This window comes from Streptomyces sp. G45 (assembly GCF_049542095.1).
Taxonomy (GTDB): domain Bacteria; phylum Actinomycetota; class Actinomycetes; order Streptomycetales; family Streptomycetaceae; genus Streptomyces.
In genome coordinates, this window is sequence record NZ_JBMUZU010000001.1 from 928,650 (window position 1) to 944,420 (window position 15,771).

A 15,771-nucleotide genomic window follows, 5' to 3' on the forward strand; every position below is an offset into this window, starting at 1 on the left:
CCCCTGAACACCGCATGACCCGCTTCACCCCCACACACACCGAGAGCAGCGAGAAGAGCACCGTGACCACGTACGACTACGAGAAGGACGGCGCGGCGATCTACCGCGAGTCCTTCGCCACCATCCGGGCGGAGGCGGACCTCGCGGCCCTGCCCGCCGACGTCAGCCAGGTCGCGGTCCGCATGATCCACGCCTGCGGGATGGTCGACCTCGTACGGGACCTGGTCCACACGCCGGGCGTGGTCGCCCGGGCCCGCGAGGCGCTGCGCGCGGGCGCGCCCATCTTCTGCGACGTGCAGATGGTGGCCAGCGGCGTGACCCGCAAGCGGCTGCCCGCCGACAACGACGTGCTGTGCACGCTGTCCGACCCGGCCGTGCCCCAGCTCGCGGCGAAGCTGGGCACCACCCGCAGCGCCGCCGCGCTCGACCTGTGGCTCCCCCGCCTCGAAGGTTCCGTCGTCGCCGTCGGCAACGCGCCGACCGCCCTGTTCCGCCTCCTGGAGATGATCGAGCAGGGCGCGCCGCGGCCCGCCGCCGTCATCGGCGTGCCCGTCGGCTTCGTCGGCGCCGCCGAGTCCAAGGACGCCCTGGCCGCGCACCCCTTTGGCCTGGAGCACCTGGTGGTGCGGGGCCGCCGCGGCGGCAGCGCCATCGCGGCCGCCGCGCTCAACGCGATCGCGAGCGAGGAAGAATGAGCGCCAAGCTGTACGGAGTGGGGCTCGGCCCCGGTGACCCGTCGCTGATGACCGTGCGGGCCGTCGAGGTGATCGCCGAGGCGGACGTCGTGGCGTACCACAGCGCCCGGCACGGCCGGTCCATCGCGCGGTCCATCGCCGAGCGGCACCTGCGCCCGGACCACATCGAGGAGCGCCTGGTCTATCCCGTCACCACGGAGACGACCGATCACCCCGGTGGATACCGGGGCGCCATGGAGGAGTTCTACGAGGAGGCGGCGGCCCGGCTGGCCGCGCACCTGGACGCGGGCCGCACGGTCGCGGTCCTCGCGGAGGGCGATCCGCTCTTCTACGGCTCCTACATGCACATGCACAAGCGGCTCGCCGACCGGTACGAGACCGAGGTCGTCCCCGGTGTCACGTCGGTGTCGGCCGCCGCGGCCCGGCTCGGCGCGCCGCTCGTCGAGGGCGAGGAGGTGCTGACGATCCTCCCGGGCACGCTGCCCGAGGAGGAGCTGACCGCCCGGCTCGCCGCGACGGACGTGGCGGTGGTCATGAAGCTGGGGCGCACCTTCCCCAAGGTGCGCCGGGCCCTGGAGAGTTCGGGCCGCCTCGACGACGCCCGGTACGTGGAGCGGGCCACGATGGCCGGGGAGCGCACCGCCGCCCTCGCGGACGTGGACGCGGACGACGTGCCGTACTTCGCGGTGGCCGTGCTGCCCAGCAAGGTCGACGCCGAGCGGCCCGCGGCGCGGGAGCGCGGCGAGGTCGTGGTGGTCGGCACGGGCCCGGCCGGTCCGCTGTGGCTGACGCCCGAGACGCGGGGCGCGCTGGCCGCCGCCGACGACCTGGTCGGGTACACGACGTATCTGGACCGGGTGCCGCGGCGGCCGGGGCAGCGGCGGCACGGCTCGGACAACCGGGTGGAGTCGGAGCGCGCCGAGTTCGCGCTCGACCTGGCCCGGCGCGGGCGGCGGGTCGCGGTGGTCTCCGGGGGCGACCCGGGGGTGTTCGCCATGGCGACGGCCGTCCTTGAGGTGGCCTCGCAGCCCGCGTACGCGGACGTGCCGGTGCGGGTCCTACCGGGGGTGACCGCCGCGAACGCGGCCGCCGCCCGCGCGGGCGCGCCGCTCGGCCACGACTACGCCACGCTGTCGCTGTCGGACCGGCTCAAGCCGTGGGAGGTCATCGCCGAGCGGCTGCGCGCCGCCGCCGCGGCCGACCTGGTGCTCGCCCTGTACAACCCGGGTTCGCGCAGCCGCACCTGGCAGGTCGGCAAGGCCCGGGAGCTGCTGCTGGAACACCGGTCGCCGGACACTCCGGTGGTGGTGGCGCGAGACGTGGGCGGCGCCGGTGAGCGCGTGCGGATCGTGCGGCTCGCGGACCTGGACCCGGCGGAGGTCGACATGCGCACGATCCTGCTGGTCGGCTCGTCGCAGACGCAGGTGGTGCGGCGCGGAGAGGGCGCGGACGGCGGTGTCGGCGAGGAGGTCGTCTGGACGCCGCGCCGCTACCCGGAGGAGTAGCCGGGCCTCATCCGCCGTCGTGACCGAGGCGGTCCGTGATCCAGCGGGCCGCCTCTTCGGGGCCGGGGACCTCCGGTACGCCCTCGGGCGCGGGGGGCCTGCGCACCACGACGACGGGCAGTCCCGCCTCACGGGCGGCCGTCAGCTTCGGCGCGGTGGCGGCGCCGCCGCTGTCCTTGGTGACGACGACGTCGACGCGGTGGCGGCGCAGCAGGTCGCGCTCCCCGTCCAGGGTGAAGGGGCCCCGGTCGAGCAGGACCTCCATGCGCGGCGGGTGCGGTGCCTCCGGCGCGTCCACGGACCGGACGAGGAACCAGAGGTCGTCCAGGGCGGCGAACGCGGCGAGCCCCATGCGCCCGGTGGTGAGGAACACGCGCCGACCGAGCCGCGGCAGCAGCCGCGCGGCCTCCTCCAGGGAACCGGCGTCGTGCCACTGGTCGCCCTCGACGGGGGCCCACCCGGGGCGGCGCAGCGCGAGCAGCGGCACCCCGGCGGCCTCGGCGGCCCGCGCCGCGTGGAAGCTCATCGTCCCGGCGAAGGGGTGCGTGGCGTCGACGAGCGCGTCCACGTGGTGTGCGCGCAGCCAGCCGGTCAGCCCCTCGACGCCGCCGAACCCACCGATCCGCACCTCCCCGGGCGGCAGCCGGGGGCTCGCCACGCGCCCGGCGAGGGATGTGGTCAGGCGCAGCCCCGGGGTGCCGTGCACCGCCTCAGCGAGCCGCCGGGCTTCGGTGGTCCCTCCCAGTACCAGTACGTGCACGACGGTGCGGGTCCCTTCGATACGTAGCGTGCGGGGAGAGCGCCCCGTAGGGGCGCGGGGGCAGCGCCCTGAAGGGGCGCGGGGCTGTGTCGATATGCGGCTCCGCCGCGTGGGCGCGCTCAGCCACGACGGCGCGGCAGCCGACCAACGGCAGCCAACCAACGGCAGCCAACCGGCGGCAGCCGTACCCGCAGCGACGGCACCGCGCCTAGCATTCGTGCCGCTCACGCCCCGGCGAGTAGAGGTGGCTGTCCCGGAACTGCTCGGCGCCCAGCGTCCGCCCCACCATGATGACGGCGGTGCGCAGGATCCCGGCGTCCTTCACCTGCGCGGCGATCTCGTCGAGGGTGCCGCGCAGGACCACTTCCTCCGGCCGGGAGGCGTACGCGACGACCGCCGCCGGGCAGTCGCCGCCGTAGTGCGGGCGCAGCTCGTCGACGACGCGGTCCACGTACTGGGCCGCGAGGTGCAGCACGATCAGCGCTCCGCTGCGGCCGAGCGTCGCCAGGTCCTCGCCGTCCGGCATCGGGGTCGCGCGCTGGGCGACGCGGGTGAGGATGACGGTCTGGCCGACGGTCGGCACGGTCAGCTCCCGCTTGAGCGCGGCGGCCGCGGCGGCGAACGCCGGGACACCGGGCACCACTTCGTAGGGCACGCCCGCGGCGTCCAGGCGCCGCATCTGCTCGGCGACGGCGCTGAACACGGACGGGTCCCCGGAGTGCAGCCGGGCCACGTCGTGCCCCTGCTCGTGGGCGCGGACCAGTTCGGCGGTGATGGCGTCCAGGTCGAGCCGGGCGGTGTCCACCAGGCGCGCGTCCGGCGGGCACTCGGCGAGCAGTTCGCGCGGCACCAGGCTGCCCGCGTACAGACAGACCTGACAGGAGGCGAGCGTCCGGGCGCCGCGCACCGTGATCAGGTCGGCGGCGCCGGGCCCGGCGCCGATGAAGTACACGGTCATCTGTCTGCTCCTGCGGGGTCGTCGGGCATGTCAGCGGTCTTCCACGGTCGTCTCAGCCGTCCGCGCGGTCTTCTGTACGGCCCACTGGGTGACCGGCAGCGCCTGGCGGAAGGCGGTGAAGCCGCCCACGGGCACGGCGTGCGCCACGGCGAGCCGCACCAGGTCGCCGCCGAGGCGCCGGTGGGCGTCGGCGAGCAGCGCCTCGGACTCCAGCGTCACGGTGTTGGCGACCAGGCGCCCGCCGACGGGCAGCGCCGCCCAGCAGGCGTCGAGCAGGCCGGGGGCGGTGAGGCCGCCGCCGATGAACACCGCGTCGGGCGGCGGCAGTTCGGCGAGGGCCACGGGGGCGGCGCCGGTGACGACCCGCAGCGCGGGCACGCCGAGCCGGTCGGCGTTGCGGGTGATGCGCTCGGCGCGCTCGGGGTGGCGTTCGACGCTGATCGCCCGGCACGAGGGGTGGGTGCGCAGCCACTCGACGGCGATGGATCCGGAGCCGCCGCCGACGTCCCACAGGAGTTCCCCGGGGGCGGGGGCGAGCGCGCTGAGCGTGACGGCGCGGACGTGCCGCTTGGTGAGCTGCCCGTCGTGTTCGTACGCGTCGTCGGGCAGGCCGGGTACGGCGCCGAGGCGCAGGGCGTCGGGGGCGCGGCGGCAGTCGACGGCGACGATGTTGAGGGCGGCGCCGGGCGGGCGCGCCCAGTCGTCGGCGGTGGCCTCGGCGGAGGTGTGCTCCCCGGGGCCGCCGAGCTGTTCCAGGACCCGCAGGCGGCTGGGGCCGAAGCCCCGGTCGCGCAGCAGGGCGGCGACCGCGGCGGGCGTGTCGGCGTTCGCGCTGAGGACGAGCAGCCTGCGGCCGTGGTGCAGGTGGGCGGCGATCCGGGCGGCGGGGCGTCCGACGAGCGTGACGACCTCCACGTCCTCCAGCGGCCAGCCGAGGCGGGCGCAGGCGTGGGAGACGGACGAGGGGTGCGGCAGGACGCGCACGGCGGCGGCCCCCAGCTCCTCGGTGAGGGCCCTCCCGATGCCGTAGAACATCGGGTCCCCGCTGGCGAGGACGGCGATCCGGCGTCCGGCGTGCGCGGCGAGCAGCCGGGGCACGGCGGGCCTCAGCGGCGACGGCCAGGTGACGCGCTCCCCCGCGCACTCGGGCGGCAGCAGGTCCAGTTGGCGCCGCCCGCCGATCAGTACGTCGGCGTCGCGCAGGGCGCCGCGCGCGGTGTCGGCGACGCCCTCCCAGCCGTCGGCGCCGATGCCGACGACGGTCACGGCGTTCGGTTCTGGCGCTGCGCTGCTCACGGCTCGGTCCTCGGGTTCGGGGGTGACGGAAGCGCACTCTACTGGGCGCTGACCAGCGCACTCTCGGTCGGGTACGGGTACCGGCCCGACCGGGGCCCCGCCATGGGCTCCCCGGAGGACGGCGCCTAGCGCAGGGGGAACGGCCGTCCGCGCTCGGCCTCCGGGCGCGGGCCGTGGATCCGCCGCTCCGCCTCGGCGATCGGCACGTCGTTGATGCTGGCCTCGCGGCGGGCCATCAGGCCGTTCTCGTCGAACTCCCACAGTTCGTTGCCGTAGGCCCGCCACCACTGGCCGTCCGGGTCCTGGTACTCGTACTGGAAGCGCACCGCGATCCGGTCGCCGTGGAAGGACCACAGCTCCTTGCGCAGGGCGTACGCGCGCTCGCGCGCCCACTTGGCGCGCAGGAACTCCACGATCGCGGGGCGCCCGGTGAGGAACTGGTCCCGGTTCCGCCACACCGAGTCCTCGGTGTAGGCGAGGGCGACGCGCTCGGGGTCGCGGGTGTTCCAGGCGTCCTCGGCGGCCTGGACCTTCTGCCGCGCCGTGTCCTCGTCGAACGGGGGCAGCGGGGGGCGTACTGCTGTCGTGTCGGGCATGTCTGACTCCGTTCACCGTGACCACGCGTGGAGAACGACCGTTCTCCACGTGCCCTCACTCTAGAGAACGGCCGTTCTCCCCGCTAGTGCCTTGTCTCGGAGGCAACCTGCGCAGGCGCCCCGACGCGCCCCGGTCGCAGGTGCGGCGGACGGGTACGGTGGCACCCCGGGCCCCTGCTGAGGGGCCCGCGCGGCGGGACCCGAGGAGGACGTCGGCCGATGGACAGCGAAGTCGCCAGGGAGCGGGCCTTGGACGCGGCCGAGCGGCTCTTCTACCAGCGGGGCGTGCAGTCCGTCGGCATGGACGACATCCGCGGCGCCTCGGGCGTCTCGCTCAAGCGCCTCTACCAGCTCTTTCCCGCCAAGGAGCGGCTCGTGGAGGCGTATCTGGAGCGGCGCGACGTGCGCTGGCGGGAGCGGCTCGCCGCGCACGTCGAGCGGCACGAGGACCCCGAGCGGCGGGTCCTCGCCGTCTTCGACTGGCTCGGCGAGTGGTTCGGCGAGCCGGACTTCCACGGCTGCGCCTGGATCAACTCCTACGGGGAGCTGGGCGCCACGTCGGAGCCGGTCGCCCGCCAGGCGCGGCTGCACAAGGCGGCGTTCCGGGAGTATGTCGGCGGCCTCGTGACGGCGGCGGGACTGCCGGACGACCTCGCCGATCCGCTGTTCCTGCTGGCCGAGGGCGCGATGGCGACGGCCGGGATCACCCGGAGCGCCGACCCCGCCGGGCACGCCGCCCGTGCCGCGGCGCTGCTGGTCGCCGCCTGCCGGGAGCGCACGCCGTCCTGACCGGGCCCTCGGCCCCGCGCCGCGCGGCGGCTACGCCCGCGCGCCGCCCAGCGCGTCCGCGTACAGCGCGAACAGGCGCAGCGGCGCCGCGCCGTCGGCCGGTGCCGACGCCCGCAGGGCGGTCCAGCAGGCGGCGGCCAGGCGGCGGGCGCGGGCGCCGGGCCAGGGGGACGGGAGGAGTTCGGGGGCAGGAGGGGGTCGGGGGTCATGGCGCGGGAGAACTCGGCGGCGAGTTCCACGGCCAGGGTGAGGCGGTCGGCGTCGGCGAGGTCGGCGGCCGTGGAGGGCTGCGCCTCTGCCGCCGGTTCAGCCGGTTCCACCTGCCCAACCCGCCCCGCCCGTCCAGCGGGTTCCGCGCGTTCCGACAGTTCCGCCAGGCAGGTCTCGGCGAATGCGGCGAGCCGCTCGTAGCGGGCGGCGATCTCGGCCAGCGGCCAGAGCGCGGCGGCCAGGGCCACCGGTTCGCTCACTCCCCCGACGCGCAGGTCGGTGCTGGTGAGGAAGGTGAGCGAGTCGGGCACGCCCAAGTGGCGGGCCTGGGCCTCGACGAGGTCCGCGACGGGGTTGGCGGTGACGTACAGACCGCCCTGGACGGGGGCCGCGCCGAGGTGCAGGAGGGTGTCACGCAGGGCGTCGCGAGCCGTTCTGCTGGACTCCGGGATGGCGAAGGCGCACAGGTGCCAGACGCCGTCCCAGGGGGCGCGGCCCTCGTCCTGCTCGTAGGCGTGGCGCACGTACGCCGCGTCCGGGGCCAGCGCGCCGCTCGGGTCGGCGACGGCCCGCAGCACGGCCTTGCGCCCCCGCCCCTCCTGCGTGAACCGGCCCTCCGCGACGAGGCGCTTGACGCACAGCCGCACCTGTTGGTCCGACATGCCGAGGACGCCCGCGACCGTGTAGAGCTGGCCCGCGTCGACGGTGCCGTCCTCGTGGACGAGGGCGTGCACGAGCAGCCGGGTGGGGATCTCGGGCCGCCCGACCCGCGCGCCGCTCCCGGCCTGCCCGTCGCTTCCGGCCCGTGCGCCGCTTCGGGCCCGTCCTGTGTTACCGGCCCGCCCTCCGCTACCAGCCCGTCCAGCGGCTTCGACCCGTCCGCTGGCTTCGGCCCGCGCGCCGGTTCCGGCCCATCCCCCGGTTCCGGTACGCCCGACGGCCCCGGCCCGCCCGCCGGTCGCGGCCCGGCCCTCCTTCGCGGCCCGGTTCTCCCGGGGACCGGCCGCGCGGCCCGTCGTGCTCATCACGTCTCCTGCTCGCTCAACTCGTTCCGCCTACTCACCCTGCTGGAGCCGCCGACCTGCTGGAGCCGCCGGATCCACCCGGTCCGCTCGCCCGGCTGGCCGTACCCGCTCGCCCCCCGTCGCGTTCGCGTCCGCAGCCACGACGCGGCGGTGCATGGTGGTCACCGCGCCGAAGCCCAACAGCCCCCGCAAGTATGGGGTGCGTCGCGTGCGCACCGCGGTGAAGCCATGGCGTTCGTACAGGGCGCGGGCCCGCGGGTTGACGTCGATGACGTCCAGGCGGACGCGGCGGCAGTGGTGCTCCGCGGCGACAGCGGCGATCTCCCGAAGCAGCAGGCTCCCGATCCCCGCACCCCGCTGCTCCGCCGCGACGGCGATGCCGTCCATCACGAGTTCGCCCGGCGCGGGGGCCCGCTCGAAGAGGGCGAGGACCGCGAGCCGCGGTAGTCCGCGCACCGGCCCGTAGGCCGCGAGGACGTCCCGCGCCCGGCCGCCCGTGAGGGCGCGTCCGCCGAGTTGGTAGCCCGCCACGCCGACGACGCGCCCGCCGCGGAGCACGGTGAGGCCGCGGTCGTGGTGCAGGTGGGCCGCGATGAACGCCCGCCCCGCGTCAGGGGGGTTGAGCGCCGGGCCGAGCTTGCGGCCGAAGGCCTCCCAGTACAGCGCGGCCACCTCGCGCTCGGCGCCCGGCGGCACCTCCCGCCGCACCGCCAGGTCCTCGCCGCCATTCGCCACCTTCGTCACGTCCACGCCCTCGCTCCCGTCATGACCGCCATCTCGTTCGTTCGATTGTAGTACGTTCATTCCTGCCACGAACGTTTTGAGAATGAACGATTCACGAGAAGGCAGGGGAGAGGGAGAGGCATGAACGGCGACACCACACGACCGCCATGGGCAGGGAGCGCACAGGCACCAGGGCTCCCTGGAGCAGCCGGAATCCCGGGAACCCCAGACGCCGTCGGCGCGGCGGGAGCGGCCGTCCCCGCACCAGAGCGCGCCCCCACACGGGGGCGGACCCCCGCGCCGGGCCAGGCCCCGCCGCCCGCGCGCCTGGCCGCCGTCGACGCGCTGCGTGGCTTCGCCCTGTTCGGGATCCTGATGGTGAACATCACCTACCTGGCGTCCGCGTACCACGGCAGCGGCGTGGAGGACCCGGGCTTCGACGGCCCGCTGGACGGCGCGGTGCGGGCCGTGCTGGCGGTGTTCTTCGAGGCGAAGTTCTTCCTGTTGTTCTCGTTCCTGTTCGGGTACAGCTTCACCTTGCAGCTGGAGTCGGCCGAGCGGCGCGGGGCCCGGTTCGCTCCCCGGTTCCTGCGGCGGCTCGCCGGGCTCTTCGCCCTGGGCGTGCTGCACGCGGTGCTCCTGTTCCCCGGGGACATCCTCACCACGTACGCGGTGCTCGGCCTCGTCCTGCTGGCCGTGCACCGCGTCCGCCCGCGCACGGCCGTGCGGGCCGCCGTCGCCCTGCTCGCCCTCACGGCCGCCGCGTACGCGCTGCTCGCCCTCGCCTCCTGGTCGGCGGGCGGCGCGGGCCTCGACTCCGGGGCCGCGGCGGCCGACGCGGCGCGGGCCACCGAGCAGCTGCGCGGGGGCGCCGCCTCGGTCATCCGCGCGCACCTGGAGGAGCTGCCGGACGTGGTCTTCCTGCTGGTGTTCTTCCAGGCACCGGCCGCGCTGGCGGCGTTCCTGCTCGGCCTGGCCGCCGGACGGCACCGCGCGCTCGGTGACCTCTCCCGCCACCGTCACACCCTGCGCTACCTCCAGGCCGTCGGCTTCACGGTGGGCCTGTGCGGCGGCGTGGTGTACGCGCACGCGAGCCTCGCCCACCCCGGCGGCGCCTACCAGGTGTTCGCCCTCGGCCTCGACGTGGTCACCGCGCCGCTGCTCGCCGCCGCCTACGCGGCGACCGTGCTGCGGCTCGCCACGGGCCGCCGGGCCCGCCCGGTCATCGCGGCGCTGGCCCCGGCCGGGCGGATGACCCTCACCAACTACCTCACCCAGTCCGCCGTCTGCGCGCTGCTGTTCACCGGCTACGGGGCCGCCCTCGTCGGGAGGGTGTCGCCACTCGGCGTCGCGCTGGTCGCCGTGGCCCTGTTCGCCGCCCAGGCCGCCGCGAGCCGCTGGTGGCTCGGCCGCCACCGCTACGGCCCCGTGGAGTGGCTGCTGCGCGCCTGGACCACCCTGTCCCGGCCCCGATGGCGGGGCGGCGCCCCCAGCTGACGGTCCGGCGGCGGATCCCGGGCCGCGCCGGGGCCCTCAGGTGTGCTCCACCCCGGCCTCGGCCGCCGCCTCCCGCAGGACGGCCTTGAGCATGTCCGGGGTGAGGCGGCCGGTGAAGGTGTTGCGCTGGCTGACGTGGAAGCAGCCGTACAGGGTGACCGGGCCGGGTGCGGCCGCTCCCGGCGCCGCCTCGGGCGGGGCGGCGCGCTCCAGCGTGACCCGCGTGCCGTGGGCGAACCGCGGCCGGGGCCTCGGCACCCGCCACCCCGCCTCCGCGAACGCGGGCAGCGCCGCCTGCCAGCCGAAGGCGCCCAGGACCACCGCCGTCCGCAGGTGCGGGGCGAGCAGCCCCAGCTCCCGTACGAGCCAGGGCCTGCACGTGTCCCGCTCGCCCGGCGTCGGCTTGTTGTCGGGCGGGGCGCAGTGCACGGGCGAGGTGACCCGCACCCCGCGCAGCGCGAGCCCGTCGTCGGCGGACACGGCCACCGGGCTCGACGCGAGCCCGAGGTCGTACAGCGCCGCGTACAGCACGTCCCCGGAGCGGTCGCCGGTGAACATCCGGCCCGTGCGGTTGCCGCCGTGCGCCGCCGGGGCGAGACCGACGATCAGCAGCGGGGCGTCCGAGGGTCCGAAGCCCGGCACCGGTCGCGCCCAGTACGTCCAGTCCTGGTAGGCGGCCCGCTTGACCCGCCCCACCTCCTCGCGCCAGGCGACCAGGCGCGGACAGGCAACGCAACCGGTGATGCGGGCGTCCAGTTCGGCGAGGGGATCCATGCCCTCCACTGTCCTCCACGCGGGAGCGCGCCCGCACACGGGAGCAACGCCGCCTCGGGTCCGCCCACCTCCGGCCCAGCCGCGGAGCGCGCCCGCACACGGGAGCAACGCCCCGCAGGTGTACACGCGACACGGGGCCACGCGCCCCACAGGAAGACACGCCACAGGAGTGCACCCCACGGGCCCGCACGAAACAAACCAGTCGCCTGGTCGGTTTCGCGTGGCGCGGCACACCGTTCGGTCCACCGGAACCGAGACGCACCGTTGCCGGACCCCCCGCGCGATCACCTATCGTGTGTGCGCCGCCCGCGGAGCCGCCCAACTGCTGCCTCACAGCGGCGGATCACGCGCGGAAGGCCGGGAGGACCAGGAGTGACGGAGCCACAACAGGCCCGTGCCGTCAGGACCCGCGCGCAGATCGTGGACGGGGCGGCACGCGTCTTCGCCGACAAGGGGTACGACGCCTCCATCAACGACATCACGGAGGCCTCCGGCATCAAGAAGGGCGCCGTGTACCACCACTTCCCCACCAAGGAGGCCATCGCGGAGGCCGTCATGGCCGACGGCTTCGTCATGGACGAGTCCGCCGTCGCCTCCGCCCCGCTGGCGCAGACGGTGGTGGACACCTCCATCAGGCTCGCGGTGCTCACCTCCCTCGTGCCGTCGGTCCGCGCCGCCTCCCGGCTCTCCACCGAGCCGGGCACTCCCTTCTACCAGCGGCTCTGGCACCGGTACGGCCCCGTCGTGCGGACCATCCTCGACCGGGCGCGCCACGAGGGGGAGTTGCTGCCGTGGGTCGATCCGGCCGCCGTCACCACGACCTGGGTGGCCGGATACACGGGGTACGACGTGATGCGCCGCCCCGACCCGGAGCACCTGCCGCAGGACATCGCGGGCCTGAACCGCGCCATGGCCGTGATGTGCTTCCGGCCCGAGACGCTGCGCGAGCTGGATCTCACCGTCAGGCGGGGGGAGTTGCTCGCCGCGCGGCATCCCAAGCTCCGCGCCGCGCGGTCCCTGACACCCGATCAGACTCCTCGCCCTCCCGGTCAACCCGATTGACCGGGCGGACAGTTCCGGCCGAATGCGCGGCGCCGGGCGGGTCCGGATCCGAACGTGAAGGCGACACGCCGACGACAAACCCGGTTCCAAAACCGACCGGGCGTATGGTTTGATCCTTTCATGCTGCAACGGGGGCACATGCAGTTCACACCGAGCGCCCACGCGCTTGTCCGGCCCGCCCGCCGTCCGTCATGCCCGCACGTGACCCGCATGACACGACCAGGACGGCGCGGTCGACCGGTCGGCACCTCGCCCGGGCAGCGCTTCCTCCTCTCACGCCTTGGAGTGCTGAGTGCTCGTCGTCATCCCTGAAGACCCTTACTGGGCCGAGCTGTTCTACACCCTGGACGATCCGCTGCTCCACCAACTGACCTGGTTCTACGGGGGTTCGCTCTCGACCGAGGAGCAGTCCGTCGTGCGCCGGGCCTACGCCGCGTACGACCGTGTCCTCGCGCGCCTGCCGTCGGGGGTGCGCGACCGCGTCCTGACGCACGCGACCAGCGCCGAGCCGACGCCGGGCGGCGGCTTCTGGGCCCCACCGGAGCCGCCGGGAGGCACGGGCCGCGCGCTCCAGGACGCGGACGGGCGGCCCCTGACCCCGATGCACGTGGTCGACGTGTCCGCCGACGTCGGACCGCTGCGCGCCCTGAACAGCCATGTGAAGATCGTCTCGCCGCGCCTCGGCGGCAGGCTGCACGTCGCCGTGTCGGAGATCTCCCAGGGTGTCGGCCGCGACATGGCCGACGTGCTCGGCAGGACCCTGGGCGTGCTGACCCTCGCCCCGCCACCGGCCCTGGTGACCGCGCTGGCCACGGCGGAACCCGACGGCCCGGCCCCGCGCCTGACGCCCGAGGGAAAGCGGGCCTACGACGAGCACCGCGAGATGATCGTCCACGTCACCAGCGGCTACGACGAGGAGACCACGGCCCTGCACCGCCTGCTGTACGCCTGACGCGCGGCAGGCGCCCAGCAGTTCCCCTCACCCCGGGCGGGCGGCGGCCGCCGCCCGGCCGAGTGCCGCGCGCTGCACCGGGGTGAGCCGCTCGCGCCGCACGGCCACCGCGTACGTCCCGGCCGTCTCGTCGTGCCGCAGCTCAAGCGGGTCGGCCAGGTCCGGGTGCTCACCGGCGTCGTACAGGGCGCGGGCGACCCGGTCCGGCGGCCAGTCGAGCGCTACCGCCAACTCGGCCGCTTTGAGGGGGACTTCGGCGTGCGCCAGGGCGGCGACGGCGGTCAGCGCGTCGGCGAAGGCGGCCGCGGTGGAGCCTCCGGCCATGTCGTCGCTGAGGCTGGTGAAGAACCGCCGCATCTGGTCGAGGCGCGCGCCCGCGGGCGTCGCCGCGCCGAAGACGCCGACCCCGGCCCGCGCGGTGTCCGCCATCATCGCGTGCGTACGGGCGCTGGTGAGCCAGGTGCGCAGCCAGGCGTCGTCGTCGATGACGTACCGCTCGCGCCGCTCCCCCGCGCCCCGCTCGCGCCGCACCAGGTCCAGTCGTACGAGGTAGGCGACGGCCTTGGACACCGAAGCGGGGCTGACCCGCAGCCGCTCCACCAGGTCCGCGGCGGTCAGCGCCCCGGAGTCGGCCGTGACGAGGCAGGCGAGCACGCGGGCCGCCATCCGCGGCAGCCCCGTGTGCACCATCAACGCGGCGAACTGGGTGACGAAGTCGCGCACCGCCCCCGGGTCGCGCCCGTGCGGCTCGGCGGCGGCCGGTGGCGCCGGTGACGCCGCCGGGGCCGGGGACCGGCGGGCGCGGCGGGCGGTGGCGTGGTGGGCGTGCTCAGCGCGGTAGCCGCGGGGGCCGCCGTTGCGCGCGACCTCCCTGCTGACGGTCGACGTCGGCCTGCCGAGCCGCCGGGCGACCTCGGCGTACCCGAGCCCTTCGGCGAGACCGGCGGCCACCCGCTGCCGGTCCGCGTGCGTGAGCCTGCCTCCGGGCATCCGCCCCCCTTCCTGTACTCGGGTGCCGCATCCGACCGCCGGGCGCGCCGTCGGCACCGGTCCCGTCCGCGCTGGCGCGGACAGTATGCGTTCATCAGCATCTCATTGCAACGGACCCGGGGAGCTATTGCGTTCACTCGCAAGCCCATTGCAATGACTGTGGATTTCCTCGCAGTTGGGCATTGTCCCGCCGCTCGATTTCATTGACCGCTCTGTGAACGCAACGTAGCTTTCGAGTCCTTTCACGGGAGAGCGAACCAATGAGAACCGACCAATGAGAGCGATCCAATGAGAGCGAACCGATGAGGGTGAATCAATGACGACGACCGTCGGGGACGGGCGCGCGCTCGATGTCCACGGCCTGCGCATGCGGTACGGCACGCGGGACGTGCTGCACGACGTGACCTTCCACGCGTGCCACGGCGAGGTGCTGGCCCTGCTGGGGCCGAACGGCGCGGGCAAGACGACCACGATCGAGATCCTGGAGGGCTTCAGGACGCGCTCCGCGGGCCGGGTCAGTGTCCTCGGCACGGACCCGGCGCGCGCCGACGAGCGGTGGCGGGCCCGCGTGGGCGTGGTCCTCCAGTCGTGGCGCGACCACGGCAAGTGGCGCGTGGGGGAACTCCTCACGCACCTCGGCGCGTACTACGCCCCGTACGCCACCGACGCGCTGCCGCGCCCCTGGGACACGGCCGGACTCCTCGCGTCCGTGGGCCTGTCGGAGCAGGCGGGCCAGAAGGTGAAGGCCCTCTCGGGCGGCCAGCGGCGCCGCCTCGACGTGGCCATCGGCCTGGTGGGCCGCCCCGAGCTGCTGTTCCTCGACGAGCCGACGGCGGGCCTCGACCCGCGCGCCCGGCACGAGTTCCACGGCCTCGTCCACCGCCTCGCCGCCGACCACCGCACCACGATCCTGCTGACCACGCACGACCTCGCCGAGGCCGAGAAGCTCGCCGACCGCATCGTGGTCCTCACCGGCGGCCGGATCGTCGCGGACGGCACCGCCGCCGAACTGGCGCGGCGCATCGCGGGCCGCGACCACGTGCGCTGGACCCGCGGCGGGCGGAGCTTCAGCCACGCGACCGCCGACTCGACGGCGTTCGTACGGGAGTTGTTCCGCGAGCACGGCGAGGCGATCGGCGACCTCGAAGTGCGGCGGGCCTCCCTGGAGGACACGTACCTGACCCTGGTGCACGAGGCCGAAGCCGCCGCCAGGGCCGGGGCCGGAGCCGATGCGCGGGCCGGGGCGCCCGGACTCGTGGGGCCGCGGGAGCCCGGAGAGGTCAGGGCCCGATGAACGCGACGACTCCCCCGGGTCCGGTGCCCCTGCCCGGTGCGCCGACGTGCCCGAGTCCTGCCGCGACGGCCCTGCGCGCCGGGATGCGCCGCGGCCTGATCGAGCTGCGCCAGTCCTTCACGAACGGCGCCGACCTGCTGAACCACGTGCTGTGGCCGGTGCTCATGCTGATCACGCTGTTCTTCCTGCGCGACCGGGAGTTCGCGTCGAGCGGGCTGCTCCTCGGCACGCTGGCGCTGCCCGGCATCCTCGGCATGAACGCGGCGATGGGCATGGTGTCCATGAGCCAGATCCTCACCGCCGAGCGCGAGGACGGCACGCTGCTGCGCGCCAAGGCGACGCCGAACGGCGTGCGCGGCTACCTCACCGGCAAGGTCATCTCCGTGGCGGGCGGCCTGATCGCCGACCTCGCGATCCTGCTGGTGCCGGGCGTGCTGCTCATCGACGGCCTCGCCGCGACCGGCGCGGACTCCTGGCTGACGCTGGCCTGGGTCCTAGTGCTCGGCCTGGTGGCGACGCTGCCCCTCGGCGCGGTCCTCGGCTCCCTCTTCCCCAGCACCCGCGGCCAGGGCCTCCTCCAGATGCTGGCCCTCGGCCTGATCGCGGTCTCCGGCATCTTCTACCCCTGACCTCGCTGCCCGGCTG

Annotated in this window: 15 protein-coding genes and 1 pseudogene; 8 read left to right on the forward strand and 8 right to left on the reverse strand. The window is 75.2% G+C overall.

The genetic code is table 11. The features are described from left to right. Positions 1–14 precede the first annotated feature (14 nt). Complete coding sequence (locus ACOBQU_RS03830; RefSeq protein ID WP_423634237.1) at positions 15–695, forward strand: precorrin-8X methylmutase; 681 nt, start codon at positions 15–17, stop codon at positions 693–695. Continuing rightward, positions 692–2,200 (forward strand): precorrin-2 C(20)-methyltransferase, encoded by a 1,509-nt coding sequence (locus ACOBQU_RS03835; protein WP_423624482.1) that lies wholly within the window; start codon positions 692–694, stop codon positions 2,198–2,200. The genes ACOBQU_RS03830 and ACOBQU_RS03835 overlap by 4 nt, the downstream gene beginning before the upstream one ends. A gap of 7 nt (positions 2,201–2,207) precedes the next feature. Here ACOBQU_RS03835 and ACOBQU_RS03840 read toward each other — a convergent pair whose 3' ends face one another. The 4 genes from ACOBQU_RS03840 to ACOBQU_RS03855 all read right to left on the reverse strand — a co-directional run bounded on the left by ACOBQU_RS03840 (position 2,208) and on the right by ACOBQU_RS03855 (position 5,810). Next, on the reverse strand, positions 2,208–2,960 hold the full coding sequence (locus ACOBQU_RS03840; RefSeq protein WP_423624483.1) for a cobalt-precorrin-6A reductase: 753 nt from the start codon (positions 2,958–2,960) through the stop codon (positions 2,208–2,210). A 208-nt stretch (positions 2,961–3,168) separates the two neighbouring features. Further along, positions 3,169–3,918 (reverse strand): precorrin-4 C(11)-methyltransferase, encoded by a 750-nt coding sequence (cobM, locus tag ACOBQU_RS03845; protein ID WP_423624484.1) that lies wholly within the window; start codon positions 3,916–3,918, stop codon positions 3,169–3,171. Positions 3,919–3,948: 30 nt separating this feature from the next. Continuing rightward, a complete protein-coding gene (gene cbiE, locus ACOBQU_RS03850; protein ID WP_423624485.1) occupies positions 3,949–5,214 on the reverse strand; it encodes a precorrin-6y C5,15-methyltransferase (decarboxylating) subunit CbiE in 1,266 nt (421 codons plus the stop codon). Positions 5,215–5,339: 125 nt separating this feature from the next. Continuing rightward, complete coding sequence (locus ACOBQU_RS03855) at positions 5,340–5,810, reverse strand: nuclear transport factor 2 family protein (protein WP_423624486.1); 471 nt, start codon at positions 5,808–5,810, stop codon at positions 5,340–5,342. A 219-nt stretch (positions 5,811–6,029) separates the two neighbouring features. Between ACOBQU_RS03855 and ACOBQU_RS03860 the strand changes: the two genes are divergently transcribed. Further along, on the forward strand, positions 6,030–6,599 hold the full coding sequence (locus tag ACOBQU_RS03860; protein ID WP_423624487.1) for a TetR/AcrR family transcriptional regulator: 570 nt from the start codon (positions 6,030–6,032) through the stop codon (positions 6,597–6,599). A gap of 30 nt (positions 6,600–6,629) precedes the next feature. Here ACOBQU_RS03860 and ACOBQU_RS03865 read toward each other — a convergent pair. After that, positions 6,630–7,549: pseudogene (locus tag ACOBQU_RS03865) on the reverse strand (PaaX family transcriptional regulator C-terminal domain-containing protein). Positions 7,550–7,864: 315 nt separating this feature from the next. Further along, complete coding sequence (locus ACOBQU_RS03870; RefSeq protein WP_423624488.1) at positions 7,865–8,584, reverse strand: GNAT family N-acetyltransferase; 720 nt, start codon at positions 8,582–8,584, stop codon at positions 7,865–7,867. Between the two features lie 114 nt (positions 8,585–8,698). On the opposite strand from ACOBQU_RS03870, the gene ACOBQU_RS03875 reads away from it, so the two are divergent. Then, positions 8,699–10,054, forward strand: a complete 1,356-nt coding sequence (locus tag ACOBQU_RS03875) for a DUF418 domain-containing protein (RefSeq protein ID WP_423624489.1) — start codon at positions 8,699–8,701, stop codon at positions 10,052–10,054. Positions 10,055–10,090: 36 nt separating this feature from the next. On the opposite strand, the gene ACOBQU_RS03880 is transcribed toward ACOBQU_RS03875, so the two are convergent. After that, on the reverse strand, positions 10,091–10,828 hold the full coding sequence (locus ACOBQU_RS03880) for a uracil-DNA glycosylase (RefSeq protein WP_423624490.1): 738 nt from the start codon (positions 10,826–10,828) through the stop codon (positions 10,091–10,093). A gap of 372 nt (positions 10,829–11,200) precedes the next feature. Between ACOBQU_RS03880 and ACOBQU_RS03885 the strand changes: the two genes are divergently transcribed. Beyond that, on the forward strand, positions 11,201–11,890 hold the full coding sequence (locus ACOBQU_RS03885) for a TetR family transcriptional regulator (RefSeq protein WP_423624491.1): 690 nt from the start codon (positions 11,201–11,203) through the stop codon (positions 11,888–11,890). 292 nt (positions 11,891–12,182) lie between these two features. Beyond that, positions 12,183–12,842 carry a hypothetical protein gene (locus tag ACOBQU_RS03890; RefSeq protein WP_423624492.1) on the forward strand — a complete coding sequence of 220 codons (660 nt, stop codon included), beginning with the start codon at positions 12,183–12,185 and terminating at the stop codon, positions 12,840–12,842. Positions 12,843–12,869: 27 nt separating this feature from the next. Here ACOBQU_RS03890 and ACOBQU_RS03895 read toward each other — a convergent pair whose 3' ends face one another. Further along, positions 12,870–13,832, reverse strand: a complete 963-nt coding sequence (locus tag ACOBQU_RS03895; protein WP_423624493.1) for a MarR family transcriptional regulator — start codon at positions 13,830–13,832, stop codon at positions 12,870–12,872. Positions 13,833–14,148: 316 nt separating this feature from the next. On the opposite strand from ACOBQU_RS03895, the gene ACOBQU_RS03900 reads away from it, so the two are divergent. Both ACOBQU_RS03900 and ACOBQU_RS03905 read left to right on the forward strand, forming a co-directional pair. Beyond that, entirely contained in the window at positions 14,149–15,126 is a 978-nt protein-coding gene (locus tag ACOBQU_RS03900; RefSeq protein WP_423624494.1) for an ABC transporter ATP-binding protein, read from the forward strand. Next, positions 15,123–15,755 carry an ABC transporter permease gene (locus ACOBQU_RS03905; RefSeq protein WP_423624495.1) on the forward strand — a complete coding sequence of 211 codons (633 nt, stop codon included), beginning with the start codon at positions 15,123–15,125 and terminating at the stop codon, positions 15,753–15,755. The genes ACOBQU_RS03900 and ACOBQU_RS03905 overlap by 4 nt, the downstream gene beginning before the upstream one ends. Positions 15,756–15,771 lie beyond the last annotated feature (16 nt).